The sequence below is a fragment of the Streptomyces sp. NPDC014907 genome, from assembly GCF_055562975.1.
Window position 1 is genome coordinate 333,569 of record NZ_JBVHEG010000002.1, and the last position, 25,391, is coordinate 358,959.

The 25,391-nt window shown below is 74.8% G+C and carries 21 protein-coding genes and 3 tRNA genes; 11 read left to right on the forward strand and 13 right to left on the reverse strand.

Features of this window, described 5'->3' with window-relative positions; genetic code table 11:
- Positions 1 to 39: 39 nt before the first annotated feature.
- On the reverse strand, positions 40 to 2,478 hold the full coding sequence (locus tag ACZ3IL_RS06970; protein ID WP_467387408.1) for a glycoside hydrolase family 3 protein: 2,439 nt from the start codon (positions 2,476 to 2,478) through the stop codon (positions 40 to 42).
- 158 nt (positions 2,479 to 2,636) lie between these two features.
- Between ACZ3IL_RS06970 and ACZ3IL_RS06975 the strand changes: the two genes are divergently transcribed.
- Together ACZ3IL_RS06975 and ACZ3IL_RS06980 are read left to right on the forward strand one after the other, a co-directional pair.
- A complete protein-coding gene (locus tag ACZ3IL_RS06975) occupies positions 2,637 to 3,212 on the forward strand; it encodes a TetR/AcrR family transcriptional regulator (protein ID WP_467387410.1) in 576 nt (191 codons plus the stop codon).
- Positions 3,213 to 3,245: 33 nt separating this feature from the next.
- Positions 3,246 to 3,959 carry a carbon-nitrogen hydrolase family protein gene (locus tag ACZ3IL_RS06980; protein WP_467387412.1) on the forward strand — a complete coding sequence of 238 codons (714 nt, stop codon included), beginning with the start codon at positions 3,246 to 3,248 and terminating at the stop codon, positions 3,957 to 3,959.
- An 87-nt stretch (positions 3,960 to 4,046) separates the two neighbouring features.
- Here ACZ3IL_RS06980 and ACZ3IL_RS06985 read toward each other — a convergent pair whose 3' ends face one another.
- On the reverse strand, positions 4,047 to 6,242 hold the full coding sequence (locus ACZ3IL_RS06985) for a M4 family metallopeptidase (RefSeq protein ID WP_467387414.1): 2,196 nt from the start codon (positions 6,240 to 6,242) through the stop codon (positions 4,047 to 4,049).
- Between the two features lie 135 nt (positions 6,243 to 6,377).
- On the opposite strand from ACZ3IL_RS06985, the gene ACZ3IL_RS06990 reads away from it, so the two are divergent.
- Positions 6,378 to 7,352, forward strand: coding sequence for a LysR family transcriptional regulator (locus ACZ3IL_RS06990; protein ID WP_467387416.1), 975 nt, complete (start codon positions 6,378 to 6,380; stop codon positions 7,350 to 7,352).
- Positions 7,353 to 7,385: 33 nt separating this feature from the next.
- Here ACZ3IL_RS06990 and ACZ3IL_RS06995 read toward each other — a convergent pair whose 3' ends face one another.
- The 4 genes from ACZ3IL_RS06995 to ACZ3IL_RS07010 form a co-directional block, all read right to left on the reverse strand.
- Positions 7,386 to 8,261, reverse strand: coding sequence for a pectate lyase (locus ACZ3IL_RS06995; protein WP_467387418.1), 876 nt, complete (start codon positions 8,259 to 8,261; stop codon positions 7,386 to 7,388).
- Between the two features lie 12 nt (positions 8,262 to 8,273).
- Positions 8,274 to 9,128 (reverse strand): EI24 domain-containing protein, encoded by an 855-nt coding sequence (locus ACZ3IL_RS07000; protein ID WP_467387420.1) that lies wholly within the window; start codon positions 9,126 to 9,128, stop codon positions 8,274 to 8,276.
- A gap of 534 nt (positions 9,129 to 9,662) precedes the next feature.
- The gene (locus tag ACZ3IL_RS07005; RefSeq protein ID WP_467387422.1) at positions 9,663 to 10,085 is read right to left on the reverse strand and encodes an organic hydroperoxide resistance protein; all 423 of its coding nucleotides are present in this window, start codon (positions 10,083 to 10,085) and stop codon (positions 9,663 to 9,665) included.
- A gap of 81 nt (positions 10,086 to 10,166) precedes the next feature.
- The gene (locus ACZ3IL_RS07010; RefSeq protein ID WP_467387424.1) at positions 10,167 to 11,180 is read right to left on the reverse strand and encodes an NADP-dependent oxidoreductase; all 1,014 of its coding nucleotides are present in this window, start codon (positions 11,178 to 11,180) and stop codon (positions 10,167 to 10,169) included.
- A 103-nt stretch (positions 11,181 to 11,283) separates the two neighbouring features.
- On the opposite strand from ACZ3IL_RS07010, the gene ACZ3IL_RS07015 reads away from it, so the two are divergent.
- Positions 11,284 to 11,718 carry a MarR family winged helix-turn-helix transcriptional regulator gene (locus ACZ3IL_RS07015; protein WP_467387426.1) on the forward strand — a complete coding sequence of 145 codons (435 nt, stop codon included), beginning with the start codon at positions 11,284 to 11,286 and terminating at the stop codon, positions 11,716 to 11,718.
- Positions 11,719 to 11,746: 28 nt separating this feature from the next.
- Here ACZ3IL_RS07015 and ACZ3IL_RS07020 read toward each other — a convergent pair whose 3' ends face one another.
- On the reverse strand, positions 11,747 to 12,559 hold the full coding sequence (locus ACZ3IL_RS07020; protein ID WP_467387428.1) for an SCO2400 family protein: 813 nt from the start codon (positions 12,557 to 12,559) through the stop codon (positions 11,747 to 11,749).
- Positions 12,560 to 12,816: 257 nt separating this feature from the next.
- On the opposite strand from ACZ3IL_RS07020, the gene mreB reads away from it, so the two are divergent.
- The 3 genes from mreB (at position 12,817) to ACZ3IL_RS07035 (ending at position 17,442) form a co-directional block, all read left to right on the forward strand.
- Positions 12,817 to 13,896: a rod shape-determining protein MreB gene (gene mreB / locus ACZ3IL_RS07025; protein WP_467387430.1), complete on the forward strand. Its 1,080-nt coding sequence runs from the start codon at positions 12,817 to 12,819 to the stop codon at positions 13,894 to 13,896.
- A gap of 164 nt (positions 13,897 to 14,060) precedes the next feature.
- Positions 14,061 to 15,617 (forward strand): GAF domain-containing protein, encoded by a 1,557-nt coding sequence (locus ACZ3IL_RS07030; RefSeq protein ID WP_467387432.1) that lies wholly within the window; start codon positions 14,061 to 14,063, stop codon positions 15,615 to 15,617.
- Positions 15,618 to 15,957: 340 nt separating this feature from the next.
- Complete coding sequence (locus tag ACZ3IL_RS07035) at positions 15,958 to 17,442, forward strand: acyl-CoA synthetase (RefSeq protein WP_467387434.1); 1,485 nt, start codon at positions 15,958 to 15,960, stop codon at positions 17,440 to 17,442.
- A gap of 34 nt (positions 17,443 to 17,476) precedes the next feature.
- Here ACZ3IL_RS07035 and ACZ3IL_RS07040 read toward each other — a convergent pair whose 3' ends face one another.
- A complete protein-coding gene (locus ACZ3IL_RS07040; RefSeq protein WP_467387436.1) occupies positions 17,477 to 18,733 on the reverse strand; it encodes an MFS transporter in 1,257 nt (418 codons plus the stop codon).
- Complete coding sequence (locus ACZ3IL_RS07045) at positions 18,730 to 19,176, reverse strand: GNAT family N-acetyltransferase (RefSeq protein ID WP_467387438.1); 447 nt, start codon at positions 19,174 to 19,176, stop codon at positions 18,730 to 18,732. Before ACZ3IL_RS07045 ends, ACZ3IL_RS07040 begins: the two co-directional genes overlap by 4 nt.
- 808 nt (positions 19,177 to 19,984) lie before the next feature.
- Between ACZ3IL_RS07045 and ACZ3IL_RS07050 the strand changes: the two genes are divergently transcribed.
- Complete coding sequence (locus tag ACZ3IL_RS07050; protein ID WP_467387440.1) at positions 19,985 to 21,574, forward strand: prenyltransferase/squalene oxidase repeat-containing protein; 1,590 nt, start codon at positions 19,985 to 19,987, stop codon at positions 21,572 to 21,574.
- A gap of 109 nt (positions 21,575 to 21,683) precedes the next feature.
- Here ACZ3IL_RS07050 and ACZ3IL_RS07055 read toward each other — a convergent pair whose 3' ends face one another.
- On the reverse strand, positions 21,684 to 22,193 hold the full coding sequence (locus tag ACZ3IL_RS07055; RefSeq protein WP_467387442.1) for a MarR family winged helix-turn-helix transcriptional regulator: 510 nt from the start codon (positions 22,191 to 22,193) through the stop codon (positions 21,684 to 21,686).
- A 106-nt stretch (positions 22,194 to 22,299) separates the two neighbouring features.
- On the opposite strand from ACZ3IL_RS07055, the gene ACZ3IL_RS07060 reads away from it, so the two are divergent.
- On the forward strand, positions 22,300 to 22,716 hold the full coding sequence (locus ACZ3IL_RS07060; RefSeq protein WP_467387444.1) for an organic hydroperoxide resistance protein: 417 nt from the start codon (positions 22,300 to 22,302) through the stop codon (positions 22,714 to 22,716).
- 193 nt (positions 22,717 to 22,909) lie between these two features.
- Here ACZ3IL_RS07060 and ACZ3IL_RS07065 read toward each other — a convergent pair.
- The 3 genes from ACZ3IL_RS07065 to ACZ3IL_RS07075 all read right to left on the reverse strand — a co-directional run bounded on the left by ACZ3IL_RS07065 (position 22,910) and on the right by ACZ3IL_RS07075 (position 23,303).
- Positions 22,910 to 22,986 (reverse strand) — tRNA-Ile (locus tag ACZ3IL_RS07065).
- A gap of 166 nt (positions 22,987 to 23,152) precedes the next feature.
- Positions 23,153 to 23,225, reverse strand: a tRNA-Asn gene (locus tag ACZ3IL_RS07070).
- A 5-nt stretch (positions 23,226 to 23,230) separates the two neighbouring features.
- A tRNA-Asn gene (locus ACZ3IL_RS07075) sits at positions 23,231 to 23,303 on the reverse strand.
- Positions 23,304 to 23,485: 182 nt separating this feature from the next.
- On the opposite strand from ACZ3IL_RS07075, the gene ACZ3IL_RS07080 reads away from it, so the two are divergent.
- Positions 23,486 to 23,797 carry a YtxH domain-containing protein gene (locus tag ACZ3IL_RS07080; protein ID WP_467387446.1) on the forward strand — a complete coding sequence of 104 codons (312 nt, stop codon included), beginning with the start codon at positions 23,486 to 23,488 and terminating at the stop codon, positions 23,795 to 23,797.
- 28 nt (positions 23,798 to 23,825) lie between these two features.
- On the forward strand, positions 23,826 to 25,265 hold the full coding sequence (locus ACZ3IL_RS07085; RefSeq protein ID WP_467387448.1) for an FGGY family carbohydrate kinase: 1,440 nt from the start codon (positions 23,826 to 23,828) through the stop codon (positions 25,263 to 25,265).
- Positions 25,266 to 25,391 lie beyond the last annotated feature (126 nt).

Consider the following 25,391-nt stretch of genomic DNA (forward strand, 5'->3'; position numbering starts at 1 on the left):
TCAGGTTCCGCTCCGGGGCCCGTCCGGGGCCCGCCGGGGTCAGATCTCCAGCGTGGCGGTCAGACGCACGTCGTCGAGGGAGTGCGCCGCTCCCACCTCGTATGCCCCGGGGACGAGGGTCCAGTCGCGCTTCTCCTCGTCCCAGATCTCGAAGGCGCGGCGGGGCAGCGCGATCGTGGTCTCGACGGTCTCGCCGGGGGCCGCTTCGACGCTCGCGAAGCCGGCGAGCCAGCGGCGGGGGCGGGCGGCGGTGTCGTGGCGCGGCGCCAGGTAGATCTGGACGGTCTCGCGGCCGGGCCGGCCGCCGGTGTTGGTGAGCCGGACGGTGGCGGCGGCGGGACCCGCGACCAGGGAGTCGTACGACCAGTCGGTGTAGCCGAGGCCGTGGCCGAAGGGGTACGCGGGGACGGCGCCGGCCCGGTCCCAGGCGCGGTAGCCGATGAAGACGCCCTCGTCGTAGGGGAGTTCGCCGTCGGTGGGGGCGGTCGTGGTGACGGGGGCGTCGGCGAGGGCGGCGGGCCAGGTGGTGGGGAGGCGGCCGCCGGGCTCCCCGGCGCCGGTGAGGACGTCCGCGAGGGCGGCGCCGCCCTCCTGGCCGGGGAACCAGCCCAGCAGGATCGCGGCCACCTCGTCGCGCCAGGGCAGTTCGACCGGGGCGCCGGCGTTGACGACGACCACGGTGTTCGGGTTGGCGGCGGCGACCGCCCGTACGAGGTCGTCCTGGCGGCCGGGAAGGGCGAGGTCCTTCCGGTCGAAGCCCTCGGACTCGACGCGCTCGGTGGTGGCGACGACCACGACGGCGGTGTCGGCGGCGCGGGCGGCCTCGACGGCTTCGGCGATCAGTTCGTCGGGGTCACGGCGCGGACCGAGGTGGACGAGGGAGAACGCGACGGCCGGCAGCGGGGTCTCGAAGCCCTTGTCGAGGGTGTGGCGCAGGGAGACGCCGACGGTCTCGCCCGCGGTGAGCGCGACCCGGCCGCGTTCGACCGGGGAGCCGAAGAAGGCCTCGAAGGGGTCGGTCTCGTCGCCCATGGCCTGCACGCCGTCGAAGACGGTCTCGCCGGCGACGGTGAGGACGAAGGCGCCGAGACCCCGGGTGCCGAAGGAGTGCTCGCCGCTCTCGCGCGGGGTGAAGGTGCCGGTGATCTCGACGGAGGCCAGCGCCTCGTGGGTGACCCCGTCGGGCAGGTCTCCGCCGATCCACTGGACCTGCCCGCCGGGCAGGGAGGTCTCGCCCAGCAGGTTCCCGGCGGCGTCCCGGCAGCGGGCGCGGAGGGTGAAGCCCGCTCCGGCGGGGGCGGGTTCGTCGCTGGGGTCGGCGCCGACCGCGTAGGTCAGGGCCCCCTCGGGGAGGGCGGCGGCGAGGCCGTCGAGCGAGGAGACCACGTGGCCGGGGAAGACCTGGGCGGAGCCGCCGCCGAGAATCCGGGCGTCGCGGGCGGCGGCGCCGGACAGGGCGACGGTGGTCCCGGCGGCGAGGGGCAGGACGCCGTTCTCGTTCCGCACGAGGACGGTGCCGCGGCGGGCGATCTCCCGGGCGAGGGCGTCGCCGTCGACCGGGGCGGGGGGTTCGGTCACGGCCGGCGGGGCGCCTTCGAGGGCGCCGACGCGGGCGGCGAGCCGCAGGACGTTGCGCACGGCGGCGTCGACGGCGGACTCCTCGACCTCGCCGGCGCGGACGGCGGCGGCCAGGGCCTCGCCGTAGACGGTGACCGGACCGGGCATGGCGACGTCGAGGCCGCCCCGGAGGCAGGCGGCGGTGGAGCGGGCGGCCATCCAGTCGGAGACGTTGAGGCCGTCGAAGCCCCACTCGCCGCGCAGGACCCCGTTCACCAGCTCGTGGTGCTCGGTCATGGTCGTGCCGTTGACCCGGTTGTAGGCGGTCATGACGCCCCAGGGGCGGGCGTTCTCGACGATGGCCTCGAAGGGGGCGAGGTAGAGCTCGCGGAGCGGGCGGGGGGCGACGCGGTTGTCGACGGTGAAGCGGTCGGTCTCGGCGTCGTTGGCGACGAAGTGCTTGACGGTGGTGCCGACCCCGCCGTCCTGGACGCCCAGGACGTAGCCGGTGCCGATGGCCCCGGTGAGCAGGGGGTCCTCGCTGTAGGCCTCGAAGTGGCGGCCGCCGAGGGGGCTGCGGTGGAGGTTGACGGTGGGCGCGAGGAGGACGTGGACGCCCTTGCGGCGGGCCTCCTGGGCGAGGAGCCGGCCGGCCCGGCGGGCGAGCGCGGGGTCCCAGGCGGCGGCCAGGGCGGTCGGGGAGGGCAGGGCCACGGAGGGGTCGTCGGCGGTCCAGCGGACGCCCCGCACGCCGACCGGCCCGTCCGACATGACCAGGGAGGCCAGGCCGATCTCCGGGAGGGCGGGCAGGGACCACATGTCCCGGCCGGAGAGCAGCCGGGTCTTGGCGTCCGGGCCGAGCCTGCCGAGCGCCGCCTCGACGGCCGCCTCCCTCACGGACTCCGCACGGGTCTCCGTCATGGCCGTACCTCCTCGTCGACGCACCGGTGACCCCATCCTGCACCCTTTCACCTGTGACGAGGTAGGCGATGTCACCTTTCCGTTATCCACGCGTGGGGAGGCGGACGCGGAAGGGGTACGGTCCTGTCCGGACGGACCCGCGGAAGGAGGACCCCGCGATGGCGCGGACCAGGAGCGAGGAGCGGCGCGCGGACATCGTGCGGGCGGCCCTCGAAGTGATCGCCGAGCGCGGTTACCGGGGCGCCTCGCTCAGCTCCGTCGCCGAGCGCGTCGGGCTGACGCAGCAGGGCCTGCTGCACCACTTCCCGTCGAAGGAGTCCCTGCTCGTCGCGGTCCTGGAGGAGCGGGACCACTGGGACACGAGCGGCGGTCCGGGACGCGAGGGCTGGCGGCTCGACCTGCTCGACTCCCTCGTGGAGTACAACGCCATGCGTCCCGGGATCGTGCAGACCTTCTCCGCCCTGCTCGGCGAGAGCGTCACGGACGGCCATCCCGCGCGCGCGTTCTTCACCGAGCGGTACGCCCAGGTGCGGGGGCACATGGCGGAGGTGCTGCGCCTGGAGTTCGGCGACCGGCTGCCGGGCGGCCTGACCCCGGAACGGGCGGCGCCGCTGCTCACCGCCGTGATGGACGGCCTCCAGTACCAGTGGCTCCTGGACCCGTCGGCGGTCGACATGCCGGGCGCCTTCCGGGACTTCGTGCGGCTGCTGCACGGCGGCGCGGCCTCCTCGTAGCCCGCGCGGCCCGCGGACGGGATGATGGGGGCCATGATCGTCGCAGCCACCCAGTTCGCCCCGGCCGCCGGGGACGTCGACGCCAACGCCCGGACCGTCGCCGGTCTGGTCCGGGCGGCCGGGGAGGCGGGGGCCCGCGTCGTCGTCTTCGCCGAACTCTGCCTCAGCGGGTACGAGCCCACCCTGATACGGGACTCCCCCGGCCTGGTCCTCACCGAGGACGACCCCCGGCTCGCACCCGTGCGGGAGGCGTGCCGGGCGGTGTCGGCGGCGGCCGTGGTCAACGGGCCGGTGCGGACGGCGGACGGCCGGACCGGGATCACCTCGCTGGTGATCGGCCCGGACGGCGGACTCCTCGCCCGCTACGACAAGCGGCACCTGTACGGGATCGAGCGGGAGGTCTTCGCGCCGGGGACGGCGGACGGGCGGTTCGCGCTCGACGGGGTCCGGTTCGCGACGGCCACCTGCTACGACAACCGCTTCCCCGGAACGGCCGGGCGGGCGGCGGCCGACGGCTGCTCGGTGTACCTGGCGAGTTCGGTGCTCTCCGCCGGCGACGACTCGTTCACGACGGTGTATCCGGCGCGGGCCCGGGACTTCGGCCTGTACGTGGTGCTCGGCAACGTCCTGGGACCCAACGAGGACGGGGTGGGCCAGGGCCGCGCCGGGGCGTGGGGGCCGGACGGGGAACGGATCGCGGACGCGGGCCCGGACCGGCCGGGCTTCGTCCTCGCCGGGGTCGGCTGATCCCCGGGAAGGGCCGGGCGCGCGGACGCCGGGCGGCCGTCGGGTCGGCCGCCCGGCGCGGGACCCCGTGACGGGACCCCCGGCCCGCTACGGAGCGCTCAGGCCCAGCGTGTACGCGCCGGAGCCGCTGTACGCGTGGACCACGTACCGGTAGTAGCCCGCGGTGCCGTAGTAGCTGGTGTTCTCGTCGGCGGTCTCCGTGCCGCCGACCGCCACGTCGGTCCAGCCGTACCCGTTCCACTTCTGCAGGTACAGGTCGTAGTCCTGGCCCGCCGGTCCGCGCAGGCAGCCCGTGTGGGTGCCGGACGACGCCGAGTAGTAGTACGAGCCGTCGGGCTGGATCGCGGTCCCGCCGGACGTCAGGCTGCCCCGGTAGGTGTGCTCGGCGGCGTCGCAGCCGGTGGGCGGGGTCGTCGAGCCGACCGTCAGCCGGTAGGTGACGGTGTGGGTGGTGGAGCCCTTGCCGGTGACGGTGATCGGGTACGTGCCGTCGGCGGTGCCCGCCGCGACCTCCACGGACATCTTGGCGGACTCGCCGGAGGTGACCGAGGAGGGGCTGAAGGAGACGGTGACGCCGCTCGGGGCGCCGCTCGCGGACAGCTGGACGGTCTGCGCGGTGCCGCCGACGGTGCCGGTGGTGACCGTGGAACTGACGGCCTCACCCGGCTGGACCGCGCCCGAGGCCGGGTCGAGGGAGAGCGTGAAGTCCGGGGCGGTGGTGCCGCCGCAGTCGGTCTCGCCGGACTGGGCGGGGACGCCGATCGCGTTCCAGGCGGCCTTGACCGCGTTGCACTCGACGCTGCCGTAGGTGTTCTTGGCGCTGGTCAGGGTCGCCCTGCGGGCGGCGAGGTGGTTCCAGGAGGAGGTCTTCATCAGCAGGGCGCCCATGAAGATCTTGCCGGCCTTCTGGATGCCGACGCCGGTCACCGAGGAGGGGCCGCCGGAACATATGGGGCTGCTGGGCTTGCCCCCGCCCGGGTTGGAGCCCTCGGCGAGCAGGTAGAACCAGTGGTTCTGCGGGCCGGCCGCCGCGTGCACCTCGGTGCCCGAGCTGAGCTGGGTGTAGCAGTTGGGGTTGTTGCCGATGAGCGACGGGTTGTACATGTTGCGGATCGGCTGGTTGTTGCCGGTGAAGTTCAGCTTCTCGCCGACCGTGTAGTCCGGGGTGTCGTTGGGGTTGTTGGCGTAGTGCTCGGTGAGCGCGCCGAAGATGTCGCCGGTGGACTCGTTGAGGCCGCCGTTCTCGTTGGAGGAGCCGGCGCTGCCCGGGGTCCGGTCGAAGATCTCGTGGCCGTACTCGTGGGCCACCACGTCGATGCCGGTGAGCTGGTTGGTGCCGTTCTGGTTGCGGCCGTAGGTGGTCTTCGTGCCGTCGTAGTACGCGTTGACGTCGGTCAGCCCGGCACGGGCCGGGACCATGCCGCCCTGCCCGTTCTGGCCGTTGTAGCCGAACCACTCCTTGAGCATGGAGTGTTCCTTCTGCGCCGCGTACATGATGTCGACGCAGGCGGTCACCAGGTCGTTGGCGCCGTTGTTGCCCCACGGCGGGGTGCCGGTGTAGGCGCTGCCGTTCTGGCCGCCGCACTTGAAGGAGCCGCGGGTGGTGTCGGTCATGGAGTTCGCGGCGGTGTCGATGGTGACGTTGCCGTTGTGGTAGCCGCGCCCTTCGGCGTGCAGGATCTTCTCGGTGGACCGCGCGACGGCCCCGGTGCGGGCGTCGACGTACGTGTCGAGGGAACTGGGCGCGCCCTTCGCGGTCCGGCCGACGACCAGGGTGTGCCAGGTGAGCACGGCCCCACCGTCCTTCAGGAGCACGGTCAGCTCGGGCGCGCCGGCGGACTCGACGGAGGCGAGCTGCTTCCTGGCGGTGGCGAGGGCCGCGCCGGCGGGGACCCGGGCGGTGGTGGTGGCGAGGGAGATCGCGGGAGTCCTGTCGCCGGTGACCTCGCGGACCGCGCCCGTGGAGTCGGTGAGGACGACCGCGTCACCGCCGCCGGCGACCGGCAGCCCCTTGTAGGTGCGCTCGTAGGCGGCGTAGTACAGGCCGTTCGCCCAGGGGGTGACGGAGGTGCGGACGAGGTCTTCGTCGGCACCGTGCCGCAGCTCGTCGAGGCCGCCGGCCGCCGCGGTGTCGGCGGCGGCCAGGGCGAGGGACCGGCCCTGGCCGGGGGGCGGTGCGGGCCGGTCCTGCGGGGCCGCGGCGGCGGTCCCGGCGAGGGCGGTCGCGAGGCTCGCCGAGAGTGCCAGCGCGGCCACGGCCGCCGTGAGTCTTGAAGGATGCACGCCTGCTCCGTTCGGAGGTGGGGGAGACGGATCGTCGCGCCGAGTATGAGCGTGTACATGCCTGGTCCGGGACATCCCACCGGGCATAAGACGCGGGTTATGGTGCGGCCGTACGGCGCTGCGTACGCTGCTGAAATGCAGTTGGAGTTGAGGCATCTGGAAGCTGTCTGCCGGATAGCGGAGGCGGGCAGTCTGGGGCGTGCGGCGGTGCGGCTCGGGGTCTCGCAGCCGGCGCTCTCGGCGCAGCTGCGGCGGATCGAGCGGGTGGCGGGCGGCGAGTTGTTCCTGCGCGGGCCCGGCGGCGTGGAGCCCACGCCGCTGGGCGAGTTCGTCCTCACCAAGGCGCGCCTGGTGCTCGGCGAGATGGACGCGCTCACGGCCGGGGCACGGGCCGTCGCGGCGGACGGCCCGCTGCGGCTCGGCTGCATCTTCCTGGTCCTGGTGAACCGGCTGATGGAACGGCCCGAGGAGGTCCTGGCGGGGCGGGAGATCGTGGTGACCGTGGAGCACTCGGTGACCACGCTGACCCGGCAGCTGGGCGCGGGCCGGTACGACGCCGTCCTGTACGGGGAGGTCAACGACCACGAGGTGCCGCTGCCGGAGGGCGTCACGGCCCGGACGCTGATCCCCCGGGAGCCGTTCTGCGTGCGCCTCTCGGCCGGTCACCGGCTGGCCGGCAAGGAGCGGATCGCCCTGGCCGAGCTGGCGGACGAGTCCTGGATGTCGCTGGTGGAGGACGACGACGGCGGGCCGGAGGCACTGTTCGCGGCCTGCGCGCGGGCCGGGTTCACGCCCCTGCCGTGGCACCGGGTGAGCGACCGCAAGATGCGCTACGACCTGATCGCGGCGGGCCGGGGGGTCTCGCTGAGCCAGCCGACGGCGCCGCCGGCCGAGGGGACGGTGCTGCGGCCCCTGGAGGGCGATCCGGTCAGCGGGCGGATCAGGCTGGCCTGGAACCGGGCGGCGCTCTCCGCCCGGCAGGCCGAACTGCTCTACCGGGCGGCGGCGGAGGCGTACCTGGCGGACGTCGGCACCAACGCCTTCCACCGGGAGTGGTGGGAGTCCCGGCCCGAACTGCACCCGGTCCTCGGCGGCTCCGGCGAGGACTGACGGGACCGGGTGCGGCCGTACGGCCCTCCGGGCTCACTCGTGGGAGAGGTCCCCGGCCGAGTAGCGGCAGGTGGTGCCGTCCGGTCCGATGCCGGTCCGCTCGGGCTCCTCGCCGGTGCTGTTGCCGGTGAAGCGGACGCACGGCTCGATCTTCTTCCTGGCGTCGCCGTGGACGCGGACGTTCCGCAGGGCGGCGGTGTCGCCGTAGTTGGCGTTGACGCCGACGATCGCCTTCCCGGGGGCCGTGACGTCGACGTCGTTGACGATGATCGCGCGGGCGTACTGCTTCCGGCAGTTGCCGCAGGAGCGGACGAGCTTGCCGAAGTCGGAGACCTGGAACCCGCTCACGACCAGCTTGCCCGCCCCGTTGAACTGGAAGACCTTGTCGGAGGCGCTCCTGGCGCCGCCGCCGCGCACGGCGTACACGGACTTCGCCGAGGTGCCCTTGAAGGTGGCGGCGTCCTCGCCGACGTTCTCCCACCAGACGTTCTGGAGGGTGCAGCTGCCCAGGCAGTGGACGCCGTCGGCGGCGGGGGTGCCGATGATCACGTTCTTGAGGACCGCGCCGTCCGCGAGGACGAAGACGGGCTTCTGGCTCTCGTCCTGGCCGTCCGAGCCGAGCGCGCCGGTGCCGCGGAAGCGCTTGAGCCCGCCGTCGTACACGCCCGTGACCCGGACGGTCGCGGCGACCGGCCTGTCGCCCTTGGCCCGGGGCCAGGCGGCCGGCTTCGTGACCGCGCGGGACGGGACCCCGGCGGCGGTCGCGGTGGCCGGGGTTCCGGCCGCCGGGGCGGCGCCCGCCGGGGCGAGCTGGATGCCGGCGACGAGGGCGGCGGCGGTGACGCCGAGGGCGCTCAGGCCGCCGACGAGGGCGCGGCGGCGGCCCGTCTTCCGCTGGTGCGAGGGCATGGTGCTCCTTCGTCAGTGGGGGAGGTGGTGCACCCCCTGGTCGCCGCCGGACGGAGGAAGGTTGCCGCCCTCCGGGCCGTTCCCGCGGCCGTCCTCCCCCTCGCCCTCGCCGTCCCGCTTCCCGGCCGGGCCCTCACCCCTCAGGTCACGGGCCATGAGGGTGGCACCGGCGACGGCTCCGGGCATCAGGAGAACGGCGACGAAGGGCACGAGGAAGGCGAGGGTCAGCGGGACGCCGAAGCCGAGCGTGGCCATCCGGCGGCCGCGCAGCAGCCCCAGCCGTTCCTTGAGGCCGACGCCCCGGCGCTGGAGCGCCACGGAGACCAGCTCCTGGGTGAGGAAGAAGCCGGAGACGCAGAAGCCGATGACGGGGACGACGGTCTGGCCGACCACCGGGATGAAGCCGCAGGCGAAGAGCAGGATTCCGTAGAACGCGACCCGCACCAGGATGCGCACGCTGTCCCGGGCCGAGATCCACAGTTCGCGCCAGAGCGGGAGCCCGGACTCGGGCACCTCGCCGCCCTCACCGCGGTCGACCGCCTCGGAGAGCGACTCGTAGAAGGGCTGGCCGACGAGGAGCGTGACGGCGGTGAAGGTGATGACGGCGAGGAAGAGCCCGAAGACGAAGACCAGCGCCGTCAGGGTGCCCCGGAGGACGTCGATCCAGGGGGAGGACCAGTCGTCGGCGAACGGGGTCGCCCAGACGGCCAGGTCGTCCGCGCCGTAGCCGAGTCCGACGAGGGCGCCCGCGTAGAGGACGAGCGTCACGAGTCCGGGCAGCAGCCCGAACCCGAACCACCGTCCGTGCCTGCCGACCCACTTCTGGCCCTTTATCAGGTATCCGAAACCCGCCCCGAGATCACGCATGGGTTCACCCTATCGGCCGGTCCCGGCCCGGCCCGGTTCCTCCCGTCCCGCGCGGGACGGGGGGGGACGGAAGACGGAAGGCGGGAGGAGGGGGAGGGGGAGGGAAAGCGGGAGGGAAAGCGGGAGGCAGGGCCCCCGGCGACGAGGCGGGCCGGGAGGAGTCGGCCCCGGGCCGGGGAGGGAGATCGGGGGCGGCGCGAACCGGGCCGGGGAGGGAGATCGGGGGCGGCGCGAACCGGGCCGGGGAGGGAGATCGGGGGCGGCGCGAACCGGGCCGGGGAGGACCGGGGGCGAGGTGGACCGGAAGCGCACGGACCGGGGAGCAGCCCAGGCCGGGGAGCGAGAACCGGGGTGGGGCGGGCCGGGGCGGGCCGGGAGCGCGCGGACCGGGAGCGACGCGAGCCGGGGGCGGCGCGAACCGGGCCGGGGAGGACCGGAAGCGCGCGGGACGGGGGCCGCGCGCGAGCCGGGAGCGGCGAGGGCCGCACCCCGGTCGGCGGGGTGCGGCCCTCGCGCGCCGTCGCGCGTCCGGGATCAGACGGCGAGTTCGACCGTGATGTTGCCCCGGGTCGCCTTGGAGTACGGGCAGACCTGGTGGGCCTTCTCGATCAGGCTCCTGGCGGTCTCGGCGTCCACGTTCGGGACGGTGGCCGAGATCCTGACGATGATGCCGAAGCCGTCGTCGTTCTTGCCGATGCCGACCTCGGCGGTGACCGTCGAGCCGGAGACGTCGGCGTTCTCCTCGCGGGCGACCACTCCGAGGGCGCCCTGGAAGCAGGCGCTGTAGCCCGCCGCGAAGAGCTGCTCCGGGTTGGTTCCCTCGCCGGAGCCGCCCATGGCCTTGGGCGGGTTGACGACGACGTCGAGCCTGCCGTCGTCGGTGGCGACGCGCCCGTCCCTGCCGTTCTCGGCGGTGGCGACTGCGGTGTAGAGGACGTCTGACTGCTGGATGGACATGCCGGGTACTTCCTTCTGCGGTTCGCCGCGACTCGCGCCCACGATCGCGACGGCTGGGGGAAGCCTAGCGGGTCGCACCGGTCACACCGAGACGATCATCTTTCCGGTGTTCTCCCCGCGCAGCACTCCGAGGAAGGCGTCCACGCCGTTCTCGATGCCCTCGACGAAGGTCTCGCGGTGCTTCAGCTCGCCGGTGGAGAGCCAGCCGCCGACCTCCTGGACGAACTGCTCCTGGAGGTCGTAGTGGTCGCCGACCAGCATGCCCTGGAGGCGCAGCCGCTTGCCGATGATCAGCGCCATGTTGCGCGGGCCGGGCGTCGGCTCGGTGTCGTTGTACTGGGCGATCATGCCGCAGATGGTGGCGCGGCCGTGCACGTTGAACGAGGAGATCGCGGCTTCGAGGTGCTCCCCGCCGACGTTGTCGAAGTACACGTCGATGCCGTCCGGGGCGGCCTCGCGGAGCTGGTCCCTGACCGGGCCGTCCTTGTAGTTGAAGGCGGCGTCGAAGCCCAGCTCCTCGATCAGCCACTTGACCTTCTCCTCGGAACCGGCCGAGCCGATGACCCGGGAGGCGCCCTTGAGGCGGGCCATCTGGCCGACCTGGCTGCCCACGGCACCGGCCGCGCCGGAGACGAAGACGGCGTCGCCCTCCTTGAAGGAGGCGACCTCGAAGAGGCCGGCGTAGGCGGTGAGGCCGGTCATGCCGAGCACGCCGAGGTAGGCGGAGAGGGGGGCGAGGTCCGGGTCGACCCTGGTCGCGCGCTGGGCGGGCACGTCGGCGTACTCGCGCCAGCCGAGGCCGTGCAGCACGTGGTCGCCGACGGCGAAGCCCTCGGCGTTGGAGGCGACGACCTCACCGACCGCGCCGCCGTCCATGGGGTGGTCGAGCTTGAACGGCGGGACGTACGACTTCACGTCGTTCATGCGGCCGCGCATGTACGGGTCGACGGAGAAGTGCAGGTTGCGCACGAGGATGCGTCCCTCGGCGGGCTCGGCCACCGGGGCCTCGCGCAGGGCGAAGTCCGCGGGGGCGGGCCAGCCGTGCGGACGGGCGACGAGGTGCCACTCGCGGCTGGAAGCGGGAAGAGCGGTCATGGTGCGGCCTCCAGGAAGCTTCAGTTCGAAAAAGATTCACTGCCTGAAACAACCATGCCTCTTGATATTTCATGTTGTCAAGCATCCGGGTAGGATGTCCCCCATGGCCACCTCACGCACGGACCCCCTCACCCTCGAAGTCGTCGAGCTGATCGGCACGGTCGTGGCGCGCTACCACGAGGAGTACGAGCAGGTGGCCGCGGAGCACTCGCTGACCGGCGCCCAGGCCCGCGTCCTCGGTCTGCTCTCCCTCGAACCGCTGCCGATGCGCCGCATCGCCCAGAAACTGAAGTGCGAGCCGTCCAACGTCACCGGGATAGTCGACCGGCTGGAGGCGCGCGGCCTCGTGGAGCGCCGGGCCGCCCCGGACGACCGCCGGGTCAAGCTGGCCGCCCCCACGGACGAGGGCCGGGCCACCGCCCGCCGGTTGCGCGAGTCGCTCGACTTCGCGCGCGAGCCGCTCGGGGAGCTGACCGACGTCGAGCGGGCGCTGCTGCGGGACCTGCTGAAGCGGATGCTGGGCGAGGCCCCGGCGTAACGGTCACGCCCCGCGCCCGCCGCTCCGGCTACACGCACCACCAGAGGAAACGGGTGCAGGTCGGCGTCGGTTTCGGCGAGGGCGTCACCGTCGGCGACGGGGGGACGCCCGGTCCGGGACCGGCGGCCGGGGACGTGGACGCGGGCGGGCCCGGCGCCCCGGTGACGGAGGGCACCGGGGCGCTCGCCGTCGCGGACGGGGCGGCGGAGGACGGAGAGGGCGGGGCGGTGACCGCCGGGGAGCGGGTGGGGCCGTGTCCGTCCCCCTGCTCCGGGCCGGCTCCGGAGCCCGGTCCGGTTCCGGCGTCGCCGCCGGTGTCCGGGCCGCTTCCGGTGGCCGGTCCCGTGCCCGGCCCGGCCCCCGGTTCCGCACCGGAGTCCGCGCCGGCCCTGCGGGAGGGGGTGGGCCCGGGATCCGGCGCGTCCGTGACCGGGGCCGGACCGTCCGGGGGCCCGGTGCTCCCGGCGGGTGCGGTCGGCAGCGGGGTCCCGGTGACCTCCAGTTCCTCGACGGCCGTGGCGGCGCCCCCGGACCGCGACTCCTCCAGAGCGGGCCAGGCCAGCCCCAGCACACCGGCCGCGAGCACCAGGCCCGTCGTCCCCGCCAGGGCCGCGCGCCCCCGTGACCGCCTTCCCCTGCGCGCGGCGCGGCGACCGCCGGCGGCCGGGCGCGCCGGTTCGACCGGGTCCAGTTCGTAGACGTGCCCGGATTCGGCGGCCGGGTCCCGGAGGTGGACCGGGGCGGGGGGAGCCCCGTACCCGAGTTCCTCGGCGGGGGTTCCGCACCCGGCGCAGGCGAGGGCCCCGTTGAGATGCCGTCGGCACGCGTGGCAGTAGTCCATGGAGTCCGCAGACTATGCGGGCCGATACGGCGTCAGGTAGGCACGGAGGTGAGGATTGTGTGAGGAACCCGCAGGTCGGAGGCGGTGCGTCGCGATTCTCCCGCTTCGGGAAGGATCGCCTCCGGAACGTTTCCCCGGGAGCCCCGGGGCCCCGGGCGGCGCATCCCAGCGCGCGCCGCGGCCCGGACGGCCGGACGATGCGAACAGGACCGTGCACCACCTCGCCCGTGCCAGCACCGCACTCCGGAGGATCCGCCATGACCGTCAGCCTGGAGCAGCTGCGTCGTTGCCATGTCGCCGTCGACCTGGGTGCCGCCCGCACCCGGGTCTTCGTCAAGGGCGCCGGACTCGTCGTCGACGAGCCGAGCGTCGCCGCCGTCAACACCCGCACCGGCGCGCTGATCGCCGTCGGCGCGCTGGCCGAGAAGATGACCGGCCGCACCCCCGACTACATCCGGGTCGTGCGCCCGGTCTCCGGCGGCACGGTCGTCGACATCGAGATGGCGCAGCGGATGCTCCGTCACCTCCTCGGCGAGAAGCTGCGCCGCCAGCTGCGCCGCAAGCCCCGGCTGCGCGCGGCCGCGTGCACCCCGCACGACAGCGACCCGCTGGCGCAGCGCGCCACGGTGGAGACGCTGGTCGGTCTCGGGGCGCGCCGGGTCGAGCTGGTGGACACCCTGATCGCGGCGGCCGTGGGCTGCGGGCTGCCCGTCGAACAGCCGACCGCGACCATGATCATGGTCTGCGGGGCGGCGACCACGCAGATCGCGGTGCTCTCGCTGGGCTCGATCGTCACGGCGGAGCGCATCCCGATCGGCGGCGACGCCATCGACCGCGCCGTCATCCAGCACCTGCGCCACCACCACGAGCTGATGCTGCCGAGCCAGTCGGTGCGCCCGCTGCAACTGGCCCTCAGCGGCAACGGCCTGACGGACGACGGCCCCGCCCGCACCGAGATCCACGGCCGGGACGTCGCCACGGGCCTGGCCCGTTCGGTGACGGTGGAGACCGCCGCCGTGCGGGAGGCCCTCCACGCCCCGCTGACGGCGATCCTCGACGCCATCGGCAAGGTGCTGCGGGACTGCCCGCCGGATCTGGTGGCCGACCTCGCGGACTGCGGGGTGACGATGGTCGGCGGCTCCGCCCTGCTGCCGGGGTTCGACCAGATGGTCCGCGAGGCGACCGGGATGCCCGTGCGGATCGCGGAGCGGCCCGACGTGTGCGCGGCCCTGGGCCTGGGCGCCATGCTGGAGGGCAAGGTCCAGCCGATGGTCCTGGACCCGCTGGAGGTCCGGGACACCTTCGACTTCGACGGGGCGACCGCCGACGCGGAGTGAGCCCCGGACCCCGCGGCCCCGGCGCCCCCGGACGCGGCACCCCCGGACCCGGCGCCTCCGGACCCGGGACGGTCGCCGGTCCGGGCGTCCGCCGGTACGGAACGGTCGCCGGTACGGGTGTACACGAACCGCCGGAAGCCACCGACGCGTACGACAATGAGGCCATGACGATCATGGATGAGGGCCGGGGCGAGGGTTACCCCGCGGGTCCGGACGAGGACGCGCTCGGTCCGCTCCGTCTGCCCATGCTGCTCGAAGCGGTCCTCGGCATCGGCACGGACCTCGAACTGGGTGCCACGCTCCAGCACATCGTCGACGCCGCCACCGGACTGACCGGCGCCCGCCGGGGAGCGCTCGTGGTCCTCGACCCCGAGCGCCACCGGCTCACCGAACTCTTCACCACGGGCATGACGGAGGAGGAGCGGCGGCGCGTCGACCGCCTCCCCGAGGGCCCCGGCGGACCCGATGGCCCCGACGGACCGGACGGGCCGGACGGGACGGACGGGCCCGGCGGACCGGACGGACCCGGCGGATCGGGCGGGACCCAGGAGGGGCGTGCCTCCCTGAGCATTCCGATCCGGGTCCACTCCCAGGTCTTCGGCCACCTGTACCTCGTGGAGAAGCGCGCGGGCGGCTTCACCGAGGAGGACCGGGTCCTGCTCCGGGCCCTCGCCTCGCAGGCCGGGATCGCCATCGCCAACGCCCGCCTGTACGAGACGGCCCGGCAGCGGGAGCGCTGGATCGAGGGCGCGGCCGCCGTGACCACGGCCCTGCTCACCGGCGCGTCCGCCGAGAACGCCCTGACGACCGTGGCCGAGCAGGCGCGCGTCCTCGCCGGCGCCTCGGCCGGGGTGGTGCTCCAGCCCACCCCGGAGGGCGGGATGGAGATCGTCGCCGCCTCGACCCCGGACGACCCGGGCGACCTGATCGGCACGACGATCGAGCCCGGCTCCCCCGTCCTCGTCCAGCTCCTCGGCGGCGAACCCGTCTTCGTCGAGGACTCGGCGACCGACCCGCGGATGACCACCCCCGTCCGGTCCCGTTTCGGCCCGTCGATGATGCTGCCGCTGCGGAGCGGCGGGGAACTCATCGGCACCCTCGCCCTCCCCCGGCGGCGCGGCGGCCAGCCGTACTCGGCGGCGGACCGGCTCCTCGCCTCGCAGTTCGCCTCGCAGGCGGCGCTCGCGCTCGTCCTCGCGGACGCGCGGCACGACCGGGAGCGCCTCGCGGTGTACGAGGACCGGGACCGGATCGCCCGGGACCTGCACGACCTGGTCGTCCAGCGGCTGTTCGCCACGGAGATGATGCTGGAGTCGACCCGGCGGCGGGCGGCGGGCTCCTCCGAGGAGGACGAGGTGCTGAGCCGGGCGGTGGACGAGCTGGACTCCACGATCCGGGAGGTCCGCACGGCCATCTTCGCGCTCCAGCAGCCGCCCGCCGACGCACCGGCGTCCTTCCGGGGACGGGTGCTGCGCGAGACCGGCGGGGCCGCGGCCCTGCTCGGCTTCCAGCCGTCCGTGCGCTTCTCCGGCGCGGTGGACGCCCTAGTGGACGACGGGACGGCCGGAAAGCTCCTCGCCGCCCTGCGCGGCGCGCTCGCGGCGGCGCACCGGCGGCCCGGGATCGGCGCCATCACCGTCGAGGTGTCGGCCGGGGACGAGGGCGTACGGCTGCGGACCGAGGACGACGGGACCCCGCCGGCCGTGGTGACCTGGCCCTGAGGCCCCCGTACGGAGCACGTCCGCGCGCCGGGCTCCGCGTCCCGGTCCCGTCCGGTCTCCGCGTCCCGGTCCCGTCCCGACGTCACACCTCCGGCTCCGGTCCGGCTCCGGCTCCGGCTCCGGCTCCGGCTCCGGCTCCGGCTCCGGCCAAGCCTGCGGTCCCGTCCCCGTCTCCAGTCCCGCCCCAGTCCTGTCCCCGGGCGTGGTCCCACCCCCGGTCACATCCACGTCCCCGGTCCCGCCCCCGCCCCCTCCCCCCGTCCCCCGTCCCCGGTCCCCGGTCCCGGCAGAATGCCTTCCGGCAGTTCCCGTCCCGACCGCGACCCGAGGAGCACGACCGGTGAGTACGTTCTTCCCCGCCCTGAGAGACGGTTCCGGCCGGCCCGCGCTGCGTTTCGGCGCGGACCCCGCGACGGCCGGAACGCTGACGTACGGGGAACTGGCCCGGGCCGCCTCCTCCCTGGCCGCCCGGATCGCCGGGGTCCGGCGGGTGGCCGTCTGGGCCACGCCGACCGCCGGGACGGCGGTGGCGGTGGTGGCGGCGCTGCTCGCGGGCGTGCCCGCCGTACCGCTCAACCCGCGCGTCGGGGAGCGGGAGCTGGCGCACATCCTCACGGACAGCGAGCCCGCCCTGCTCCTCGCGGGCGCGGGGGACGAGCCGCCGGCGGCGCTCGCGGACCTGCCCCGGCTCGACGTGACGACGGAGGCCCCGGCCCCGGCGGCGTCCGTGTCCGTGTCCGTGTCCACGTCCGGCGGCGGGACCGACCCCGGGTCCCCCGCCCTGATCGTCTACACCTCCGGCACCACGGGCCCGCCGAAGGGGGTCGTGCTCTCCCGCCGGGCGGTCGCCGCCTCCCTCGACGCGCTGGCCGAGACCTGGGCGTGGACGGCCGACGACGTCCTCGTGCACGCGCTGCCGCTGTTCCACGTGCACGGGCTCGTCCTCGGCGTCCTGGGCCCGCTGCGGCGGGGCGGCGAGGTCCGGCACCTGGGCGCGTTCTCGGTGGAGGGCGCGGTGCGGGAGCTGGAGACCGGGGGCACGATGCTGTTCGGCGTGCCGACCATGTACCACCGGCTCGCGGACGCGCTCGTCCACGGCGGGGCGCCGGCCCGGGCGCTCGCCGGGGCGCGGCTCCTCGTGTCGGGTTCGGCGGCGCTCCCGGTCCACGACCACGAGCGGATCGCGGCGGCGACGGGCCGGACGGTCGTGGAGCGGTACGGGATGACCGAGACGCTCATGATCACCAGCGTCCGGCCGGGCGGGAGGCCCCGGCCGGGGACGGTCGGGACCCCGCTGCCGGGCGTGGACCTGCGCCTCGTGGACGAGGACGGCTCGGTGCTCGGCGCGCACGACGGGGAGACGGTGGGCGAGGTGCAGGTGCGCGGCCCGAACCTCTTCTCGGGCTACCTGAACCGGCCGGAGGCGACGGCGGCGGCCTTCGACGGCGACTGGTTCCGCACCGGCGACATGGCCGTGCGGGAGTCCGACGGGACGGTCCGCCTGGTGGGCCGCAAGGCGACCGACCTGATCAAGAGCGGCGGCTACAAGATCGGGGCGGGCGAGATCGAGAACGCGCTGCTCGACCACCCGGGGGTGCGGGAGGCGGCCGTCACCGGCGAGCCCGACCCGGACCTGGGCGAGCGGATCGTGGCCTGGGTGGTGCCCGCCGACGCGGCGCGGCCGCCCGGCGGGGCGGAGCTGGCGGACCACGTGGCCGGGCTCCTCGCCCCGCACAAGCGGCCCCGGACGGTGCGCTACCTGGACGCCCTCCCGCGCAACGACCTGGGCAAGGTCCTGAAGAAGGCACTGCCGGGGGCCCGCTGACCGCGCGGCCCGCCGGAGGGGCCGGGGAAGCCGCTCACGGGGTCGGGGCGAGGGCGTCGTAGCGGCGGAACCCGCGCCCGTACAGGGCGAGCAGTCCGACGGCGACGACGCAGGCGATCCCGCCGCCGGTGACGGCGACGGCCGGGGAGGTCAGGTCCGCCACCGCGCCCGCGAGGAAGTCCCCGAGCCGGGGTCCGCCCGCGACGACCGCGATGAAGACGCCCTGGAGCCGGCCGCGCATCTCGTCCGGGGCCGCGACCTGCATCATCGTGTTCCGGAAGATCATCGAGACGGTGTCGGAGTACCCGGCGAGGGCGAGGAACAGCAGCCCGAGCCAGAGGTTCCGGGTCAGTCCGAAGACGGCGATGGCGGTGCCCCAGCAGGCGACCGCGAGCAGGATCGCCCGGCCGTGGTGCCGGACGCGGCCCTGCCAGCCGGACAGGACCCCGCCGAGGAGCGCCCCGCACGCGGGCGCGGCGACGAGGAGTCCGGTGGTCTTCGCGTCGCCTCCGTACCAGAGGACGGCGACGGCCGGGAACAGGGCGCGGGGGTGGGCGAGGATCATCGCGCAGAAGTCCGAGAAGAACGTCATGCGCAGGTTGGGGCGGGTGGCGAGGAAGCGCAGCCCGTCGAGGACCGAGGCGCGCCTGGTCTCCCGGCGGTCCGGGAGCATCGACGGCAGCCGCCACATCGCGTACAGGCTCGCGGTGAAGGCGACGGCGTCGACGAGGTAGGCGGTCTGGTAGCCGGCGAACCCGACGATCAGTCCGCCGAGGCTGGGGCCGACGAGGGTGCCGAAGGTGGTGACCATCGAGTTCAGCGCGTTGGCGGCGGGCAGCTGCTCGGGCGGCAGGAGCCGGGGGATCATCGCGCTGCGGGCGGGCGCGTTGAGCGCGGCGCACACGGCCTGGAGGGCGACGACCCCGTACAGGAACCAGACGCGGTGGAAGCCGGCGAACGCGGCGGCGGCCAGGGACACGGAGAGCGCGGCGGAGCCCGCGGCGCCGGCGAGGCCGAGCCTGCGTCGGTCGACGGTGTCGGCGACGGCGCCGCCGTACAGGCCGAAGACGACGAGCGGGACGAGGGAGAAGAGGCCGACGAGCCCGACGGAGAAGGGCGAGCGGGTGATGTCGTACACCTGGAGGGAGATGGCGAGGGCGGTCATGCCCTGGCCGACCCAGGAGACGGTGTTCCCGAACCAGAGGCGGCGGAAGTGCGCGGAGGTGCGCAGCGGGGTGAGGTCGGCGAGGACCCGTCGCCGTTCCCGCCGGCGCTCGTCGGTGGCGGTCACGCGACGTCGTAGCGCAGTTCGGGGCGCTCCCAGTGGACGCGGCCGGAGGGCGGGACGGTTCCGGTGCGGACGGCGCCGGTGCGCAGGTAGAACTCCTCGGCGGGCGGGTGCGCGACGACCTTCACGGAGCCCAGCCCGGCGGCCCTGGCCCGTTCGGTCATGTGCTCCATGAGGAGCCTTCCGATCCCGAGCCCCTGGGCGGCGTCGGCGACGAACGCGAGGTCGAGTTCCGCCTCGTCGACGAGCAGCGCGTAGAACCCGAGGACGCGTCCCTCCCCGTCCGCGGCGACGTAGACGGAATGGTGCTCGATGTACGAACCGCCGACCTGGTACCCCTCGACCATGAGGGCGTAGTCCCCCCGGTAGGCCCGGGAGCCCCGTACCAGCCGGGTGAGCCGCCGGGAGTCGTCGGCGGCGGCGCGCCGGATGGTGATGTCGGACATGGAGCGAGTATAGGGGCGGACAGGCAGCTGACTCCTTACATTTTTCCGACCGGGAGGCGAGGGGGCGGAGCCCCGGGACCGGACACGCCCAGCAGGGATCGAACGGCGGATTCGTCCGGGGGTTCGGGAGGTGACCCGGGAGGGGCGCGAGTGGAGAGTGAAGATCTCCACGGGGTTTACGATTCGTCATCATGCGAGCACGACGCGTTACTCCCGGCGCGCCTCCGGCACTCCTTCACGGGAGCGCCGCACAGGCCTCCGGAACACCCCTGACCGGCCTCTCCTCCCGGGCGACACCCCTGCCCGGCGACGGAACGCCGGTCACCCGAACGGGGGTTACGCGTCTCCACCGGCGGACATGAGCGCGCGCGTCCCGGAGTCGTACGCCCCCAGCGCACGCTCTTCTCTCGTGCGCCCCCTCTCGTACGCTCCTCCGAACGGACGCGCCGCACGGTTCCCCGGGGCCGGGCGGCAGCCGTCCGGAGGTCCCGGGAGGAACCGGACCGCCTGAGGCGCCCGGCCCCGCCGGGACGGTCCGCACGGCGTCCGCCTCCCGGTCCGCGCCCCGGTCCGCGCCCCGGGGTACGGACCGCGCGGACCCGGGCCGGCTCCGGCGGACCCGCCGGACCCTCGCGGGACCGGCTCGGCGCGAGTCCGCCGTCCCGTCGTCCCACCGGCGGCCGTGCCGGACGGCCGCCCCCGGCGGGCGCGGAGGCCGCACGACACCCCTCCCGCCCCACCGGTCCCGCCCCGCCTCCCCCCCCTCCCCTCCCCCATCCGCACGCCCCCGCGAAGGACACCCCTCCCCATGACGCACTGCGCGCCCCCCTTACCCGGTGCCTCCCTCGCCGTCCCCGGCCCCCCGCGGCCCCCGGGGACGGACCGGCTCGACCGCGCCCGGACCCGGCTCGCCACCCGTCTGCTCGCCGCCGCCGGACCGGACGGACTGCTGCGGGCCCCGTGCGACGGCCGGGTCCTGGAAACCGCCCTGGCCCTGCGGCTGCTCACGGTCACGGACGTGGACCCGGACGCGCAGGAACGGCTCCGCCGCCACCTGAAGACCGCCCTGGACGAGGGCGCCCCCGACCCCGTGCAGGAGGCGGCGGCCCGCGCGGCCCTCGGCGAGTACGCGGACGGGCGGGAGGCGCTGGCCCGGCTGCTCGGCGGCTTCGACCACTTCACCGCCGGACGCAAGCGCCTGATGTTCCGGACGGTCCTGGCGGAGCTGGGCGCCCACTCCTTCCCCCGGCTCCCCTCCCCCGCCCCCCTCTTCGAGGCGCGCGGCCAGCAGCGCTGGCTGATCACGGAGATGGCCGCCCTGAAGGTCCTCCACGCCTTCGGCACGCGTTCCCCCCGGCTCGTCACCGAGGAGGACTGGCGGGTCCTCGAACCCTGCGCGCTGCCCGGCCCTCCGCCGTACGGCAACCACCTCGCCCGGCTCCTCGCCCTGCTCGCGCTGCGGCTGCGGCCCCGGTACGCGGCGGCCGTCCGGGCGCGGGCGGCGGAGGTGCGGGAGGCGCTGACCGAGGACGGCGGGCTGCCGTTCCTCACGGGCATGGACGTGTTCGCGACGGCGACCGGCGGCCTCGCCCTGGCCGGGGCGGGAGCGCCCGCGCCCGTCCTGCGGAGGCTCGCGTCGTCCCTGGCGCGGCACCAGAACCCGGACGGGGGCTGGGGCTTCGGGCAGGGCGTCGGGCAGAGCGACGTGGACGACACCGCCTACTGCGTGGAGTTCCTGCGGGCGGCGGCGCCGGAACGGCACGGGGCCGGGGTGGCGGCCGGCGAGCGGTACCTGCTGGCCCGGCAGGGCGGGGACGGCGGCTTCCCCACCTTCGAACCGGGCACGGCGTCGGAGCTGGCGATAACGGCGGCGGCGGTGAACGCCCTGGCGCCCGAACCCGCGCACCGCCCGGCGGTCGGGGCGGCCGTCCGGTTCCTCGCGGCCCGCCAGGAGGCCGCCGGGCCGTGCGAGCGGAGCTGGAGCCTCAACGAGAGCAACGCCCTCTTCCGCGCCGTCCTCGCCCACGACTCCTTCCGCGCCGCGGCGCCCGGCCATCCCCTGGCCGCCGGGTCCGCGCGGGCCCGGCGGCGGGCGGTGGCACGGCTGCTCGACACCCAGAACGGGGACGGCGGCTGGGGACACGTCCCGCGGGACCCGTCCGATCCGATCAGTACGGCGTACGCGCTGATCGCCGTGGCCCGGGCGCCGGGCGCCCGGCGGGCCACCGCACGGGCGGCGCGGCACCTCCTGGAACGGCAGCGGCCGGACGGCGGTTTCACCTCGCGCCCGGACCAGGCGGGACCCCGGCCGCTCGCCTACCACGTGCCGCTCCTGACGGACGTGTGCGTGCTCCTGGGCCTGAACCACGCGCGGGCGGGACTGGCCCGGCGGCACTGAACGCGGCCGGGGAACCCCGGGCGCACCCGGAGAGGCCCCGGGGCTCCTCAGACGCGGCCGGAGAGGCCCCGGGGTTCCTCAAACGCGGCCGGAGAGGCCCCGGGGCTCCTCAGGCGCGGCCGGAGAGGCCCCCGGGGTCGGTGGCGGCGAGCCGGGCGGTCAGCGCGTCGAGCCGTTCGCGCAGGTCGTGGAGGTCCCCGAGGCCGAGGCCGGTGGCGGCGGCGATCCGGCGCGGCACGCCGAGGGCGTCCTCCCGCAGCCCGGCCCCGGCCTCCGTGAGGCGCACGGTGACGGACCGTTCGTCCTCGGCGCTGCGCCGCCGCTCGACGTATCCGGCGGCTTCGAGCCGCTTGAGCAGCGGCGACAGGGTCCCCGAGTCGAGCCGCACCCGCTCGCCTATCCCCTTCACGGACAGCTCGCGGTGCTCCCAGAGCACGAGCATCACGAGGTACTGGGGGTAGGTGAGTCCGAGCCCCTTGAGGGCCTCGCGGTAGACGCCGTTGAAGGCGCGGGCCGCCGCGTGCAGCGAGAAGCAGATCTGCTGGTCGAGGCGGAGGAGGTCCTCGCCGGGAAGACCGGAGGGATCGGAGAGATCGGGAAGGGTGTCGGGCGTCTCCATGCCCCCAGGGTACGCGAGACCCCTTCACGCGTCATTGAGTTGCGCACAACTCAATGACGCGCTACAAATAGAGGGCCAGCGCACCCCAGGACAGGACGGAAGAACCATGGACGCGATCTACACCGCCGTCGCCACCGCCAACGGCCGCGAGGGCCGGGCCATCAGCTCCGACGGCCGGCTCGACCTCCCGCTCGCCCACCCCCAGGCCCTCGGCGGCAACGGGGAGGGCACCAACCCCGAGCAGCTCTTCGCCGCCGGGTACGCGGCCTGCTTCGCCAGCGCGATGGGCGTGATCGCCCGCCAGGAGAAGATCGACGTCTCGGACGCGTCGATCACCGCCGAGGTCTCCATCGGCAAGGACCCCGCCGACGACGGCTTCGGCCTCTCGGTCGTCATGCGCGCCGAGTTCCCCGACCACCTCCAGGGCGAGGCGGGCCTGGCCCTCCTGAAGAAGACCCACGCCTTCTGCCCGTACTCCAAGGCCACCCGCGGCAACATCGAGGTCGAGCTGGTCGTCGAGTAACCACGCCCTCCCCCGCGCGGAACGCGCGGAGCCCCGGTGCCGCGCACCGGGGCTCCGCGCCGTGCGGGCCGCCGGAGAAGGGGCATCCGGGTGACCCCGGCGTGTCACTGCGAAAACCCGGGCCGGACGGGGGGCACCGTGGGAACGGAAAAGCCCGTGGCGCAGGGGAATCCTTCCTGCGACCACGGACCGGTGGTGGGGCGGGTGGGACTCGAACCCACGGCCGACGGATTATGAGTCCGCTGCTCTAACCGGCTGAGCTACCGCCCCGTACGGTGAGGCGCGTACATGTGTGCGCGCCGTCTGCCGCAGCATAGCCGCTCATACGATCTCCTGCTCCGGGTGATCGGCTCTGCTCGACCATGAAGACCCCGCGGGGCTCCGCGCGGTTCCCGGAGACGCGAAAAAGGACCCCGAAGGGTCCTTCTCCGTTCCGCTCCCCCGGCTGGACTCGAACCAGCAACCCTCCGGTTAACAGCCGAATGCTCTGCCAATTGAGCTACAGGGGACCGCGCTCCCCCGACTGGACTCGAACCAGTAACCTGCCGGTTAACAGCCGGCTGCTCTGCCAATTGAGCTACAGGGGATTGCTGCGTTGCACCGAACGGTTGCACCTCGGGCCTTCCCGGGCGGCGTGCGCTCGCTGCGACACATACATTAGCGCAAGCAGGGGGGTGCTCCGCCAATCGGTATCGCCGCGGGCACCGGCGAAGCGCACCGGTACGCACCGGCCATGCATCAGTGAGGCTCTCCAGGGAAGGTGGTGGCCATGCGATACAAGCTGACGTTCGTCATGGGACTCGCCCTCGGTTACGTCATCGGCACACGAGCCGGACGCGAGCGCTACGAGCAGTTGAAGAGGTCCGCCAAGGACATCACCGAGAACCCGGCCGTGCGCAACGCCGCCGAGTCGGCCGCCCAGACCGGGCGGCAGGTGGCCGGCAAGGCCGCCCACGTGGTGGGCGACAAGGTGGGCGACCGCCTGCCGCCCGCCGTCGCCGACAAGGTCCAGGCGCTGCGCGAACGCGGCCAGAACGACGGCAAGGTGGGGAACGACGAGTGGGGCACCAGCAACACATGAGGCCCCGCGTGCGGCAGAATCGGTCGGCATGGGGATAGTCGCCGGACTGGACAGCTCTGCTGAGTTCACACGCATCGTCGTCTGCGACGCGGACACGGGTGCCGTACTGCGCCAGGGGTACGCTCCGCACCCCGGCGAGCCGAAGGCCGTGGACGTCGATCCGCAGACCTGGCTGCTCTCGCTCGGGGAGGCCGCCACCGGCGGCCTCCTGGAGGGCGTGGAGGCCATCGGGGTCTCCGCGCAGCAGCACGGGCTCGTACCGCTCGACGCGCAGGGCGGCCTCGTGCGGCCCGCGCTCGTCCGCAACGACAAACGGGCGCAGGTCGCCGCCGCCGACCTCGTGGAATCGCTGGGCGGGCGGCAGGCCTGGGCCGAGGCCGTCGGCAGCGTGCCCGGCTCCGGGCAGCCGGTCGCCAAGCTGCGCTGGCTGGCCAGGACCGAGCCCGAGCACGCCCGGCGGGTGGCCATGGTCCTCCAGCCGCACGACTGGCTGGTCTGGCAGCTCCTCGGCCGTCCCGCCCGCCGCACCACCGACCGGGGCGCCGCCTCCGGCACCGGCTACTGGTCGGCCCGCACCGGCGCGTACCGCCCCGATCTCGTGGAGCTCGCGCTCGGCCACCAGGCCGTGCTGCCCGAGGTCCTGGGCCCGGCCGAGGCCGCCGGGACCACCCCCGAGGGGCTGCTGATCTCCGCCGGCACCGGCGAGACGATGGCCGCCGCGCTCGGACTCGGGCTCGGCCCCGGTGACGCGGTGGTCTCGTTCGGCGCCTCCGGCTCCGTGATGGCCGTGCACCACGAGGCCCTCGCCGACCCCGGCGGCATGATCACCTCCTTCGCCGACGCCACCGGCATGCACCTGCCGGTCGTCTCCACCTCCAACGCGGTGCGGGCGCTGCGCGGCACCGCCGAGATGCTGGGGCTCGACTCCCTCGAAGAGCTCTCGGCGCTCGCCCTCAAGTCGACGCCCGGCGCCTCCGGCCTCGTCCTGCTGCCCTACCTGGAGGGCGAGCGGACCCCCAGCCTGCCGCACGCGGCGGGCACGCTCAGCGGCCTCCGGCGCGAGGCGATGAAGCCCGAGCACCTGGCGCGGGCGGCGTTCGAGGGGATGCTGTGCTCGCTCGCCGACGGCATGGACGTGCTGCGGGGACGGGGCGTCGAGGTGCGGCGGGTCTTCCTGCTCGGTGCCGCCGCCGCGCTCGCCGCCGTGCAGGCGGTCGCGCCGGCGGTCTTCGGCGCCCAGGTCGTCGTCCCGCAGCCCGCCGACTACGCGGCGCTCGGCGCGGCCCGGCAGGCCGCGTGGGCCCTCGGGGTCGCGCGGGGCACGCTCTCCCCGTCCGCTCCCCCGGCCTGGCGGGGCGCCGCCACCCAGGTCCTGGAGCCGGGCGAGGAACTGGCGGCGGGACAGGCCGTGCGGCAGCAGTACACGGCGACGCGGGAGCAGATCCACCCGGGCGCGTTCGACGCGTAGACGGGCTCCGGCGGGTGTCCCGCGGGCCCGGTCGCCGGGGCCCGCGGGACGCCCGCCGGGTCCTTTCGCAAAGTCTTCGCCAGGCTTTCCCGCGCCCGGGAAACCGGTCGTAACGGCCCGGGTCCG